Below are 13,607 nucleotides of genomic sequence, written 5' to 3'. Positions count from 1 at the left end.
CCATGAAGGCAATTCTCTTTGACGCCAGCCTCTGCAACGGCTGCTATGGCTGCCAGATGGCCTGCAAGGACGAGCACTGCGGCAACAGCTGGCTGCCCATCGCGGCCGAGCAGCCGCTGACCGGCCAGTTCTGGTGCCGCGTGGACCAGCAGACCCGGGGCAAGACCCCCGAGGTGAAGGTGCAGTACACGCCGGTGCTCTGCGCCCACTGCGAGCAGGCCAGCTGCCTGGAGGCCGCCGAGGGCGGCGCGGTGTACCGCCGCGAGGACGGCCTGGTCATCATCGACCCGGAGAAGTCCAAGGGCCAGCGCCAGATCGTCGACGCCTGCCCGGCGCATGTCATCTACTGGAACGAGGAGCTGGAGATCCCCCAGAAGTGCACCGGCTGCGCGCACCTCATGGACGACGGCTGGGAGGCGCCCCGCTGCGTGGACGTGTGCGCCACCGGCGCCCTCACCTACGTGGACGAGGCCGACATTCCCGCCGAGGCCGAGCCCATGCCCGTGCTGGCCGACAATCACCCGCACCTGTACTACCTCAACATCCCGCGGCGCTGGGTCTACGGCGTGCTCGTGGACCGCACCGTCAACGAGGTGATCATCGGGGCCACCGTGCGCCTCATGGACGCCGAGGGCAACGAGGTGGCCGCCGTCCAGACCGACGACTTCGGCGAGTTCCGCTTCAAGGAGCTGGCGAGCGCGCCCCACACGGTGCGCGCCTCGGTGGAGGGCTACGAGGACGTGGCCCTGGCCGCCGACACCACCGAGGAGGACGTCGTCTTGGGCGACATCTTCCTCAAGGCCGTTGCCTAGCCGATTAGGGGAGGGGCCCGCGCCCGCGCCGGGGACGGTCGGCGCGGGCCCCGTACGCAGACTCAAGGAAGGGGCTGTTATGGCAGAGACTGCCAAAGACAACAAGGTTCTGTTCAAATGGGTGTGGATCGCCGTGGCCATCGTGCTGATCCTCGTGGGGCAGTTCGGGCCGCAGTGGGCGCCCGACCTCTCGCGCGAGGGCCAGTCGGCCATCACGGTGCTCGTCGCCGCCGTGGTGATGTGGGCCACCGAGGCGCTGCCGCTTCCCATCACCTCGCTCGTGATGGTGGCGGCCTGCGGCGCCCTCGGCATCGCGTCCTACAACACCATCTGGGCCGCCACGTTCACCGGCGCCCTGTGGATGTTCGTGGGCATCTTCGGGTTCACCACGTTTTTGGCCCAGTCCACGTTCCCCCAGCGCCTCATCGCCAAGATGGTGGCCCTGGTGAAGGGTGACGTGAACAAGGTGATCCTGGGCTTCATGATCATCTGCTGCGTCATCTCGGTGGTCATGTCCAACATCGCGCTGACCGCCATCATGATGGGCTTCGCCGAGACGCTGCTGCGCGCCGCGGGCGCCGAGCCGGGCAAGTCCAACCTCGGGCGCTGCCTGGCGCTGGCCATCCCGTTCGCCGTCATGTTCGGCGGGTGCCTCCTGCCCTCCGGCACGCCCATCAACGTGGTGGTGCTCGGCCTGGCTGAGAGCGCCTGCGGCGTGACCATCTCGTTTGCCGCGTGGTTCGGCTTCACCGTCGTGCCGGTGGTGCTGAGCCTGCTGGCCAGCTGGCTCATCCTCGTCAAGATCTACAAGCCCGAGCCGCTGAGCAAGGAGACCGTCGACAAGTTCCTCGGCGAGGTGTCGGCCCTGCCGCCCATGGATTTCAAGGAGAAGTTCAACATCGGCGTGCTGCTGCTGGCCCTCGTGTGCTGGATCGCCAGCTCCTGGGTGCCCGTGCTCAACACGACGCTCGTGGCCCTCGTGGCCCTGGGCCTGCTGTTCCTGCCGGGCACGTCCATGATCACCATGCGCCAGTACCGCTCCGACAGCCCCTGGGACATCCTGCTGATGATGGCCTCCATCAACGGCATCGTGGCCGCCATGTCGGCCGCCGGCTCGGTGGCCTGGATGGTCAACCTGCTGCTGGGCGTGACCAACGGCATGAGCTTCTTCATGCTGTTCATGGTCATCAGCGTGGTGCTGGCCATCGTGCACAACTTCTTCCCCTCGGGCCCCGGCCTGGCGGCCCTCGTGACCGCGCCGGTGTTGGGCCTGGTGGGGGCCGTGAGCGGCAACTACACCGCCACCATTCTCATGATCGCCCTGTGGTGCGCCCTGTGCTTCCTCGTGCCGCTGGACTCGGTGCTGCTGGTGTCCTACGCCGGCGGGTACTACAAGTTCAACGAGATGTGGAAGGGCGGCCTGCCCATCACCGTGGCCACCATGGTGTTCTTCAGCGCGTTTCTGCTGATCGTCTGCCCGCTGGTGGGGGCAGCGTAGGATAGTCCGTGCGCGGCGGGTCGTCCCGAGGGCGGCCCGCCGCGCGTCTGCGGCCCCTCGCGGGGCCCGATCGATAGGGGACGATCGTGGTCGAGATGATCGCACGGCAAGCGCTGCGTCCGCGCAGCATTCTGTTCTTGGCGCTCGCCGCCGGCATCGTGGCCGTGGCGGCGTGGGCGCCGGCCACGCCCGGGCTGGCCTACGAGGCCCGGATGGTGCTGGGCATCCTGGCGGCTGGCATCCTGCTGTGGGTGACCGAGTCGATGCCGCTGCCTGCCACGGCCCTGCTCATCCTGGTGCTCATGCCGCTGACCGGCGTGTGCTCCTTCGAGGCGGCCTACGCCAACGCCATGGGCTCGACGGTGTTCTTCCTCATGGGGACGTTTGCCTTCACCGTGGCGCTCGACGCCACCACGGTGCCCACGCGCATCGCGGCGCGGGTGCTGGGTTGGTCAGGCACGAGCACGCCGAAGATGCTGCTGGGCTTCATGGCGGCGACGGCGTTCCTCTCGTTCTTCATGTCGGACGTGGCGGCGTGCGGCGTGTTCATATCGGTGGGCAAGCGCCTGCTGGAGCTCAACGGGGCCGAGAAGCTGCGCTCGCCCATGGGCAAGGCCCTGATGATCGCCATCCCGTGGGCGTCCTACGCCGGCGGCCTGGCGGTGATGACGGGCAACGGCTGCAACGTGGTGACCGTGGGGCTGTTCGCCGAGCTGTTCGGCATCCGGATGAGCTTCATCGAATGGTCGATGCTGGGCGTGCCGTTCTGCCTCATCATGCTGCTGGCGGCGTGGGTGGTCATCGTGGGCGCGTTTCGGCCGGAGCCCATCAGCCAGGCCTCCATCGACGCCACGCGCGCCGAGGCCGCGGCCTTAGGCCCGCTGACGGGGCCGGAGAAGGCGACGATGGGCATCATCGCCGCGGCCATGGCGGCCTGGATCGCCAGCTCGTGGGTGCCCGCCCTCAACACGGCCATGATCGCCATCGTGGCCGTGGTGCTGCTGTCGCTGCCCGGCGGCTCGACGCTCGAGTTCAAGGAGCTGGTGTCGCGCATGAACTGGGGCGTGCTCGTGATGATCATGTGCATTCTGTCGGTGGCCCACTTCGTAGTGGCCACCGGCGCGGGCGACTGGATGGTGAGCGCCATCATGGCGGTGATGCCCGATGCGTGGAAGACGCCCTTCCTCGTGCTGCTGGTGCTCTCGGCCGTGGGGGCCGTGGTGCACAACGTGGTGCCGGTGGGCCCGGCGGTGGCCGGTATCTTGGCCTACCCCTTCGGCGTGCTGGCGGGCGACTTCGGCATCAGCATGTACTGCATGCTCATGGTGGTGGCGTGGCAGGCGTCGCTCGCCTACGTGCTGCCGCTCGACTGCGTGCCCATCCTCACGTACTCCACCGGGTACTACCGCATGGGCGACATGGCGCGCATCGGGTGGGTGCCCACGGTGGCGCTCGTGGTGCTCACGGCCACGCTGCTGCCCGCGCTCTGCGCGTTGCTCGGGTTCGCGTAGGGCGGACGGCCTGGCGCGGCGCGCGACCCAGGGGGGCGGCCGTCGCGCAGCCCGGGGGCGTGGCCTGGGGGGTGGCGGCCGGGCGCGCTCGGCCGGGCGCGTCGGCGGGCCGCTGTCGCGGGCCTTCGCTTCCGGCGCCGGTTTACGTTAGAATGCTTCGATGCGTTTTTTCGATACCGAGCGGAGGCATTCCCATGATCAAGGACATCGTCACGGACGAGGCCATCCTTTCCCAGCCCTGCGAGCCGGCCACGGCGGCCGACGCGGAGGTGGCCCAGGACCTGGTGGACACGCTGCTGGCCAACGAGGAGGCCGCGGCGCTGGCGGCCAACCAGATCGGCGTGACCAAGGCCATCGTCGCCTACCTCAACGAGAAGGACCGCCCCGTGGTGATGTACAACCCGCAGATCACCCAGGCGCTCAAGCCCTTCCCGGCCGTGGAGGCGTGCCTCTCGCGCGAGGAGGCGGCCGCCGTCACCCGCTACAAGTGGATCCGCGTGTCCTACGACGTGCTGCTCAACGGCGAGCTCATGCCCCGCAAGAAGAAGATGGAGGGCTGGCAGGCCCAGCTCGTCCAGCACATGATAGACCACTGCAACGGCGAGCTGGTGTAGCATGACGGCCCCCGCTGAGGGGCACGCGCCGGGCGCGGCCGACGGCGCGGCTGACCCCGTGTTCCAGGCGGAGCAGGCCCACCTCTCCGCCACCTACGCCACCCTGCTTGAGCTGGGACGCGACGCCGCCCGCGCCATGGGCGAGCTGGCGGCTGATGCCGCGGCCGACAAGGAGTCCATGGCCGAGGAGCTGGCCACCAACTACGCCACCTGGGACGACGCCATGGAGACCCACGCCGACTTCATGGCACTCAACCGCATCATCGACGGGTACAACCTGTCCCACAGCGTGCAGGCCGAGTGCCTGGCTGCCGTGGAGGCGCTTCTGCGCCAGCCCTACTTCGCCAAGGTGTCCCTGCGCTTCCGCGAGGGCGACGCGCCGAAGGACCTCTACCTGGGCACCGCCGGCATCTCCGATGCGGGGTATCGCCGCCTGGTGGTGGACTGGCGCAGCCCCGTGGCCGAGGTGTACTACAACCAGGCCATGGGCCCCACCTCCTACGAGGCCGACGGGCGCACGATCAACGTGGACCTGCTGCTGCGCCGCCAGTTCGACATCGAGCGCGACGAGCTGCGCGGCTACTTCGACAGCGACGTGGCCATCCAGGACTCGCTCTTGCTCGCGTCGCTCTCGCGCCAACGCTCGGCGCAGATGCAGGCCATCACGGCCACCATCCAGCGCGAGCAGAACGTGGTGATCCGCCATGACGACGTGCCGACGCTGCTCGTGGCGGGCATCGCCGGGTCGGGCAAGACCTCGGTGCTGCTCCAGCGCATCGCCTACCTGTTCTACCGCAACCGCGACACCCTGCGCCCGGAGGAGGTGTGCCTCATCACGCCCAACCCGGTGTTCAGCCGCTACATCGCGAACGTCCTGCCCGACCTGGGTGAGCGCAACCCGCGCACCCTCACCTGGGGCGAGCTCCTCGCGCCGCTCCTGCCCGCAGGCCGCGGCGTGGGGGAGGGATCGGCCAGTCTGGACGACCTGGCGCGCATCGATGCGGCCGTGGCCTCCTTCGAGTTCGACCCGCGCGACTTCCGCCCCGTGACGAGCGCGGGGGTCACCCTCATCGGCTCCGACGCGGTGTGGAAGGCGTGCCAGAAGTTCCGCAACGTCGCGGCCGGCCCGCACCGCGTGAGCCTCATGCGCGAGGAGCTGGCGAAGCGCCTGGAGGCGCGCCTCGGCCAGCTGGCGGCGACGGAGGCCGTGCAGAACGAGGTGGCGGCGCTCTCCATCGAGGAGCAGCTGCGCCTGTTCGGCGAGACGGCCGACCCGGTCGACGAGGCCGAGGAGCGTGCGCTGGCCCTGCGCTACCTGCGCGACCGCCACGCCGATGCGCCCGGCCGCGTGGAGCGCGACGAGTGGCTCGACGTGGACCGGGTGGCCCTGCGCCTGCTCGGAGACCCGGGGCTCACCTCGGTGGAGTGGGTCTACCTGAAGATGGCGCTCACGGGGCTTTCCGACCCCGGGGCCAAGTACGTGATGATCGACGAGGTGCAGGACTACACGGCCGCTCAGCTGGCGGTGGCGGCGCGCTACTTCCGCCGCGCCCGGTTCCTCCTGCTGGGGGACCCGAACCAGGCCATCATCGAGGGGACGGCCTCGTGGGACGAGGTGCGCGCGGTGTTCGAGGCCGCCCGCGGCCCGGTGAGCGAGTGCCGCCTCATGACGAGCTACCGCTCCACCCCCGCCATCACCGACCTGTTCGCGTCGCTTCTGCCGCCGGAGGAGGCCCTGGAGGTGTCCTCTGTGCAGCGCGAGGCTGCGCCGCCCGAGGTCATCGTGGCGCCCGACGGCGACGCCTGGGCCGCCGAGCTGCGCCGCGTGGCGGAAGAGGCGGCCGGCGCCCCGGGGCTCACGGCGGTCATCGTGCCCTACAAGAGCGAGGCGCGTCGCGTGGCCCGGGCCCTAGGCGAGGGCGCCGTGGTGGTGGGGGAGCGCGACAGCCTGCCCGATGCCGGCGTGGCGGTGCTGCCGCTTGCGCTGGCCAAGGGCCTGGAGTTCGACCGCGTGATCATCCCCGACGCCTCGGCGCGGGTGTTCCCCGCCACCGATCTGGCGCGCCGGCGCCTCTACACCGCCCTCTCCCGCGCCACCCGCCACGTAACCATCCTGGCCGACGGCGAGCTGACGGAGCTGCTGAGACGCTAGGGGCGCACAGGGGACGCTAGGGGCGCACAGGGGACAGTTCTGTGTGCTGCGGTGCGGGTATCCGCCTCGCAGCCGCGTCCCGCTCAAGTGGGGAGGGCGTCGGGCGTCCCCCGCGTTCGGCTGGTGGGAAGTTAGGAGAAGAGAGGCCATGGCCAAGAAACAATCGCTTACGATGCGCAGCCTGCACTACTACTGGCTGGCGACGCGCAACCACCTGGGGCTGTTCGTGGCGCTCGTGGCCTCCACCATCGGGTTCTGCGGGTTCCTCACCTACGGCAACCCCTACGTGATGAGCCTCATCGTGGACCGCATCAGCGCGGCGCCCGTGGGCTCTGACGAGGTGTTCTCGGTGTTCGGGCCCTATGTCGCGGCGCTCATCGGCATCAACCTGGCGGGCCAGGCGTGCTCCAAGCTGCAGGACTACACGCTGTGGAAGCTCCAGATAGCCGTGAACTACGACCTGGCCACCACCTCCTTCGACTGCCTGTGCAACCAGTCGCTGTCGTTCCACTCCAACCGCTTCGGCGGGGCGCTCGTGAGCCAGGCGTCCAAGTTCATGGCCGGCTACACCCAGCTGCTCCAGGTCATGAACTTCCCGTTTTTGCCCATCCTGTGCTCGGTCACCTTCACCTGCCTCATCCTCGTTCCCGTGGTGCCGGCCTATGCGGCGGTGCTCATGGGCATGCTCGCGGCGTATGCGGTGGTCAGCTACCTTATGTACAAGCGCATCTTGCACCTGAACGAGAAGGCGGCGAGCGCCCAGAACCAGCTGTCGGGCGAGCTGTCGGATGCGGTTGCCAACATCCTGGCGGTGAAGACCTACGGGCGCGAGGACTACGAGCGGGGGCTCTTCGACGCGGCGAACCGCGAGGTGGTGGCCCGCGACTCCAAGCGTATGCGCGCCTCGCTCGCCCGTGGCATCACCACGGCGGCCATCACTGTGGTCATCATGAGCGTGGTGACGGTGTTCATCTCGGGCGGTAACGCGTGGTTCGGCATCACGCCGGGCACGGTCATCCTCATGTTCACCTACACCAACACGGTGACCAACCAGTTCAACTTCATCAACACGGGCCTGCAGCGCATCAACCAGGCCTTCGGCGATGCGAGCGGCATGACGGCGGTGCTCGACGAGCCGCGGCTCGTGGCCGACAAGCCGGGTGCGGAGCCCCTCGTGGTGGAGCGGGGTGCCATCGACTTTAGGGACATCAACTTCTGGTACACCGACGGCGATGCGCGCACCCAGGTGTTTGACGACTTCAACCTGCGCATCCCGGCCGGGCAGCGCGTGGGCCTGGTGGGCATGAGCGGCGCGGGGAAGACGACGCTCACCAAGCTGCTGCTGCGCCTGGCCGACATCCAGGAGGGCGAGATTCTCGTGGACGGCCAGAACGTGGCCGACGTGACCCAGCAGTCGCTGCGGCGCCAGATAGCCTACGTGCCCCAGGAGGCGCTGCTGTTCCACCGCACCATCGCGGAGAACATCGCCTACGGGCGGCCCGACGCCACTGACGAGGAGATTCGGGCGGCGGCCCAGGCTGCGAACGCGCTCGAGTTCATCGAGGCGCTGCCGCAGGGCTTCGCTACCGTCACCGGCGAGCGCGGCGTGAAGCTCTCGGGTGGTCAGCGCCAGCGCATCGCCATCGCGCGGGCAATGCTCGCCGACTGCCCCATCCTGGTGTTGGACGAGGCCACGAGCGCGCTCGACTCCGAGAGCGAGGCTGCCGTGCAGGAGGCGCTCGGGCGTCTCATGGCTGGGCGCACTGCCATCGTGGTGGCGCATCGGCTGTCCACCGTGGCGAGCCTCGACCGCATCGTCGTGCTCGACCACGGCCGCATCGCGGAGGACGGCCCCCATGCCGACCTGGTGGAGCGCAACGGCGAGTACGCCGCGCTTTGGAGCCGCCAGACCGGCGCTTATGCGGGGTGACGGAGGGTCACACCTAATGGCACGCCCCGGCGTATGCGGGATGACGGGAGGGGGTGACGGAGGGTCACACCTAATGGCACGCCCCGCCGGGGCGTGCCATTAGGTGTGACCCTCCGTCACCCCGCACCCCCATTTGTGGCCAAAAACGATGCGCTTTACGCTGCGTTGACGCCGAGCGTCGTGCTTGCCGCGAACGGCTCTCGGCATAACCCCAGGTCGCACGCAGGACGCTTTCTTCCCGTCGCGTGCTGCGGCGTTTCGGCTGCGTAAACCGTGGCGAAAATGGCCAGAAACGCGATCCGTTGCCTTCTGCGTCCCTCCTCCCTCGGTCTCGTCGTATCGTTTGGCCGTGTCTGTCGCGACGGACGCATCTGGACGATTGACGTCTCGTCTGGGGTACAATGGACGCCGTTTGCCGCAGGAGCGAGGGGGACATCGTGGAGAAGAGGCTGACGGTCTGGCAGGCCGCGTGCATCATTGCGGGCTACGGAGTGGGAAGCGGCGTTATGACGCTGCCGTACCTGGTGGATCGGGCGGGGCTCGTGCCGGGGCTGCTCATCCTGGGCGTGGCGTTCTTCTTCAGCTACTGCATGCACCTGATGCTGGCCGAGATCACCCTTGGCAGCGGCAAGGGCTCCCAGATCATATCGGTGTTCCGCACCTACCTGTTCCGTGGCCCGCGTGGCAACGTCTTCGTGGGCATGCTGTTCGTGCTGACGGCGCTCGTGCTCATCACCAACCTGGCGGCCTATGTGGCCGGCGGCGCGGAGATCTTCGAGGCAGCCGGCTTCCCGCCGCTTGCCGCTACGCTGCTGTTCTACGCCATCGCGGCTGTGATCGTGCTCTTCGGATTGAAGGTGCTCGGCGTGAGCGAGGCGCTCTCCATCAGCGTCATCCTGGGAATCGTGGCCGTGCTGGCCGTCGCGTCGGTGCTGAGCTGGCGCAATCCGCTGCCGTGGGGCGTAGTCGGCCAGCCCAACGAGCTGCTGGCCTTCTTCGGCATGGCGATGTTCTCGTTCGTCGCGTTCTTCAGCGTGCCCCAGGCGGTGGAGGGGCTTGGGCGCGATCCGGTGCGCGTGCGCCGCGCCGTGCTGCTGGGCCTCGGGATCAACCTGCTGTTCAGCGTCGTCATCGTGCTGTGCGCGCTCGGCAGCTCGGCGCGTGTCACCGAGTTGGGCATCATCGGCTGGTCGGAGGGCATCGGGCTGTGGGCCCAGGTGCTCGGCTCGGCCTTCACCGTGCTGGCCATGCTTACCACGTACTGGTCGATCTCGCTGGCGCTGTCGGACATCGTGCAGGAGCAGACGGGGCTCCATCGTCGCGTGTGCTGGGCCATCGCGACGCTGCCCTCGCTCATCCTGGTGCTGCTCAACCTGGGTGGCTTTCTCGCCATCATGCGCACGGCCGGCGGGCTCATCGCCATCCTCATGGCCGTCATGGTGGTGCCGGCCTTCCGTCGCTGTCGCCGTGCGAACGGGCGCATCCTGCTGCCTGACGTCCTGGCCAGCACGCCCATGCAGGTCATCGTGCTGGCGGCGTTCCTCCTCATGGCCGTCGGCAGCGCTGTGAGCCTGTAGGGAGGCAGCCATGCGCACCGTCTTCGAGAACGGCGTGTTCCACACCTTGGAGGGCGAGGGCGCCACGGGTCGCTCGCTCGTGGTGGAGGACGGCGTCATCGCGGCGATTGACGGCAGCGCGCGCGGCGGCGACCGCGTGGTCGATATGGGCGGCGCGCACGTGTACCCGGCGCTTATCGACGCGCATCTTCACCTGATGGAGGCCATCGCGCTGGCGAGCGTGGGCGAGCCGGTGTGCATGCTCGCCGATGGCCGCGTGGAGCCTCATGACCTGGCTGGCGTCGAGGCGCGCGTGCGGGCCGTGGCTGGGCGGGCAGGCGCGCGGCCGGGGAGGCTGCTCATCTTGAGCGGCTATGTGTCGGCGGCTGTGGACGAGGGCCGGCTGCCCGATCGGCGCGAGCTTGACGCGTGGGCGAATGGGGCCGACGTGTGGGTGATGAACATCGACGGGCATGCGGGATCGTGCTCGTCGTCGCTGCTGGAGAAGCTGGGGCTTGGGGCGGTCGCGCCCGATGGCGTGTTCTCGGGGGAGGCACACGACGCCAACCTAGGCAAGCTCACCGCTCATCTGGCCTCGCGGCTCACTCCGGCGGCGCTCGCGCGCGGCATCGCGCGCTTCTGCAACGAGTGCGCGGGGTTCGGCATCGGCACGGTATGCGCCCTCGAGGGCACCGATGACGTGGAACGTGACGTGGTGGGCGAGCTGGCGGCCTTCCTGGCCCAGCGCCTGCCTATCGACGTGCGTCTGTTTCCCCAGTACCTTGACGAGCGCAAGCTCGCTCGCGTGCGGCCGCGCATGGCCGCCGCGCGCGTCGGCGGCTGCATGGCGTGGGAGACGGACGGGTCGGTGGGGTCGCGTACGGCGGCGTTCTCCCGGCCGTACCGCGATGGTACGCGCGGGTCGCTCTACTTCGACACCGCCGAGCTGGCGGATGCGGTGGGGCGCCTGGCGGGGCAGGGCTACCAGGTGACGGCGCATGCCATCGGCGATGCGGCCATCGACCAGCTGGTGGGCGTGCTCGACGGCGTCCCCGGGCGCCATCGCATCGACCACTTCGAGTTTCCCTCCGCAGACGCCGTGGCCTGGGCGTGCGAGCGGCACCCCTTCATCACCGTCCAGCCGGGCTATGCGTGGGTGGACGCGCGCTTTCTCCATGGTTACGAGCGGTTCCTCGATGAGGAGCAGGTGGGGTCTCAGGTGCCGCTCGCGCATCTCGTGCGCGCCGGCGTGCCTGTGTGCGGGTCGAGTGACGCGCCGGTGCAGTCGGTCGATCCGTTCCTCCAGATGCGCGGCATGCGGGAGTTCGCCGTGCCGGGGCAGTCGCTGACGGGGTTCGAGGCGCTGCGGACCTACACCGCCAGCGGCGGCGAGATGCTGGGAGAACGCAAGGGGCTGCTGCGCGAGGGCTGGGAGGCGAGCTTCTTCGCCTGCGACGTGGACTTGGAGGCCTGCGAGCCTGCAGCACTTGAGGGATGTTGCGCTCGCGGTCTGTGGCTGCGCGGCCGGCCCTACCGCCCGCTGTCTGAGGGCCTGGGTGCCTTGGCGCGCGTTCTGACGCGCCGGCCGCGTCTGGTGTAGGCGTCCCGCCGCGGAGGCCGCCGCGGCGGTTTGCGGCCAAAAATGGTGCGCTTTACGCTGATGGGGCGTCCGGTGGGGGATGTCCTTGGCGAAGCACCAGGTCAGAGGCGAGGTGTTTTCCCTTTGTCATCCGCAATGTCGCTTCGGCTGCGTAAACCGTGGTGAAAATGGCCAGAGTGACGGGTGCCGGGGGTGCCAGGGGGTGCCAGGGGGTCACACCTGATGGCACACCCCGGCAGGGGTGTGCCATCAGGTGTGACCCCCTGGCACCCCCTGGCACCCCCCCTCGGTGACGATGCGGGAACTGTTCCTTCCTCGATGCGTTACGGTTGGGCGCCCGGGGCGCTCCTGCGGCGTGGTCGTGGCATGGTGGGGTTGCGGGCGGGCCCTCCCGGCGCGTCCGCGACTCTTCGCGCGATCTGTTGGGAGGAACCATGGACAAGCACGCTGCCGCGCCCGCGCCCACCCCTGCCGCGGCGCCCGTATCTGCGCCCGCCGCCTCGGCGCATCCGGCCCGCCCGGCCTCGGCCGTTCCGGCGCCCGCGCCCGTCGACGACAACCTGGCCGCCGCGCCGCCTACCGGTGCCGCCAACGGCGGGTTCAAGCGCACGCTCACCGTGTTCGACCTGGTTATCTACGGGCTTATCTCCATGGTGCCCATCGCGCCGTTCAGCATCTACGCGAGTGTGTTCAACGCCTCCCACGGCATGCCGGCGCTCACCTACCTCATCGCGCTGGGGGCTATGCTGTTCACGGTGCTCTCCTTCGGCGTGATGATCAACCGCTTCCCCTCGTCGGGATCCATCTACACCTACGCCACCAAGGGCATCGGCAAGCTCGTGGGGTTCGTGGCCGGCTGGCTCATGCTGCTTCAGTACCTGGTAGGGCCTACGCTGTGCTACATCATGGCCGGTCTGGCGCTCAACCAGTACGTGCCGGCGGTGCCGGTGTGGGGCTGGTGCCTCATGTTTCTGGCCTTCACCACCTTCGTGGCCCTGCGCGGGATGAAGACGACCATCGCCGTCAACCGCGTGGCGCTCGTGGGCGAGCTGCTGGTGCTGGCGCTGTTCCTCGTGCTGGGCGTGGCCTACGTCATCGGGCACCCGGCCACCTCGGGCTTCTCGGCCACCGCGTTCGTCAACCCCTCCGCGTTCAACTTCGGCGACACCATGGGCGCCGTGTCGCTGGCCGCGTTCTCCTACGTGGGCTTCGGCTGCGTGGCCACGCTCACCCAGGAGGCCAAGGACGGCAAGACGGGGCCGTCGCGCGCCATGATGATCATGATCCTGCTGCTGGGCGCCATGTTCGTGCTGACCTGCTTCGTGGCCACCTGCGTCGACCCGACCGGCGCGGTGTTCGCCGGCAACGAGGACAACGGCTTCTACCTGGTGGCGCAGATGGTGGCCGGCCCGTGGCTCGGCATCCTGTGCGCCGTGGCCGTGGCGCTCGCCCAAGGCGTGTTCACCGGCATGGTGTTCGAGGTGTCCATCGTGCGCGTGCTCTACGTCATGGGCCGCGGCGGGTCGCTGCCGCGCGTGCTCGGTCGCATGGACGAGAAGACGGGCGTGCCGGTGGTGGCCACCCTGTTCGTGTCGGGCCTGTCGCTCGCCATCCTGCCGGCGCTGCTGTACCTGGGCATGGATGAGGTGGCGAAGGTGAGCAACTTCGGCGCGCTGTCCACCTACCTCATCCTCAACTTCACCGTGATCTGGTACTACTGGGTGCGGCAGAAGGATCACTCCAACCCGTGGCGGCTGCTCGTGTGTCCTCTCCTGGGCATGGCGGTGACGCTGGCCGTGCTGGCGTCGCTGAGCATGGTGGCGCACCTGGTGGGCATCGCGTGGATCGTCATCGGCGTGGCGTACTACCTGGTCACCACGCGCGTTCTGCGGCGTGACGTGGACTTGGGCGACGCTGGCGCGTGACGCGGGCGG

General features: G+C 69.0%; 9 protein-coding genes. All 9 read left to right on the top strand.

The annotated features are described in order from the left end of the window. Positions 1-2 precede the first annotated feature (2 nt). The 9 genes from AC6I0Y_RS08810 (at position 3) to AC6I0Y_RS08770 (ending at position 13,598) form a co-directional block, all read left to right on the top strand. Positions 3-812 carry a 4Fe-4S dicluster domain-containing protein gene (locus AC6I0Y_RS08810; RefSeq protein ID WP_497731029.1) on the top strand — a complete coding sequence of 270 codons (810 nt, stop codon included), beginning with the start codon at positions 3-5 and terminating at the stop codon, positions 810-812. 79 nt (positions 813-891) lie between these two features. Beyond that, positions 892-2,310, top strand: coding sequence for an SLC13 family permease (locus AC6I0Y_RS08805; RefSeq protein WP_497731026.1), 1,419 nt, complete (start codon positions 892-894; stop codon positions 2,308-2,310). A gap of 95 nt (positions 2,311-2,405) precedes the next feature. After that, complete coding sequence (locus AC6I0Y_RS08800; RefSeq protein ID WP_497733662.1) at positions 2,406-3,821, top strand: SLC13 family permease; 1,416 nt, start codon at positions 2,406-2,408, stop codon at positions 3,819-3,821. 194 nt (positions 3,822-4,015) lie between these two features. Then, positions 4,016-4,435: a peptide deformylase gene (locus AC6I0Y_RS08795; RefSeq protein WP_497731023.1), complete on the top strand. Its 420-nt coding sequence runs from the start codon at positions 4,016-4,018 to the stop codon at positions 4,433-4,435. A gap of 1 nt (position 4,436) precedes the next feature. Then, entirely contained in the window at positions 4,437-6,587 is a 2,151-nt protein-coding gene (locus tag AC6I0Y_RS08790) for a HelD family protein (RefSeq protein WP_497731021.1), read from the top strand. Between the two features lie 148 nt (positions 6,588-6,735). Continuing rightward, positions 6,736-8,517, top strand: a complete 1,782-nt coding sequence (locus tag AC6I0Y_RS08785; RefSeq protein WP_497731019.1) for an ABC transporter ATP-binding protein — start codon at positions 6,736-6,738, stop codon at positions 8,515-8,517. A gap of 437 nt (positions 8,518-8,954) precedes the next feature. Further along, the gene (locus AC6I0Y_RS08780; RefSeq protein ID WP_497731016.1) at positions 8,955-10,094 is read left to right on the top strand and encodes an aromatic amino acid transport family protein; all 1,140 of its coding nucleotides are present in this window, start codon (positions 8,955-8,957) and stop codon (positions 10,092-10,094) included. Between the two features lie 10 nt (positions 10,095-10,104). Next, complete coding sequence (locus tag AC6I0Y_RS08775) at positions 10,105-11,673, top strand: amidohydrolase (protein ID WP_497731014.1); 1,569 nt, start codon at positions 10,105-10,107, stop codon at positions 11,671-11,673. A 434-nt stretch (positions 11,674-12,107) separates the two neighbouring features. Then, positions 12,108-13,598 carry an APC family permease gene (locus tag AC6I0Y_RS08770; protein ID WP_160710158.1) on the top strand — a complete coding sequence of 497 codons (1,491 nt, stop codon included), beginning with the start codon at positions 12,108-12,110 and terminating at the stop codon, positions 13,596-13,598. Positions 13,599-13,607 lie beyond the last annotated feature (9 nt).

The organism is Adlercreutzia sp. St.1H8 (assembly GCF_059728655.1).
Note: the sequence above shows the minus strand (reverse complement) of the source record. Positions and strands in the feature narration are given on the sequence as shown.

Bases quoted from the DNA above. Each gene is read 5' to 3' on its own strand.
- AC6I0Y_RS08810 (WP_497731029.1), top strand. From the start codon at position 3: ATGAAGGCAATTCTCTTTGACGCCAGCCTCTGCAACGGCTGCTATGGC.
- AC6I0Y_RS08805 (WP_497731026.1), top strand. From the start codon at position 892: ATGGCAGAGACTGCCAAAGACAACAAGGTTCTGTTCAAATGGGTGTGG.
- AC6I0Y_RS08800 (WP_497733662.1), top strand. From the start codon at position 2,406: ATGATCGCACGGCAAGCGCTGCGTCCGCGCAGCATTCTGTTCTTGGCG.
- AC6I0Y_RS08795 (WP_497731023.1), top strand. From the start codon at position 4,016: ATGATCAAGGACATCGTCACGGACGAGGCCATCCTTTCCCAGCCCTGC.
- AC6I0Y_RS08790 (WP_497731021.1), top strand. From the start codon at position 4,437: ATGACGGCCCCCGCTGAGGGGCACGCGCCGGGCGCGGCCGACGGCGCG.
- AC6I0Y_RS08785 (WP_497731019.1), top strand. From the start codon at position 6,736: ATGGCCAAGAAACAATCGCTTACGATGCGCAGCCTGCACTACTACTGG.
- AC6I0Y_RS08775 (WP_497731014.1), top strand. From the start codon at position 10,105: ATGCGCACCGTCTTCGAGAACGGCGTGTTCCACACCTTGGAGGGCGAG.
- AC6I0Y_RS08770 (WP_160710158.1), top strand. From the start codon at position 12,108: ATGGACAAGCACGCTGCCGCGCCCGCGCCCACCCCTGCCGCGGCGCCC.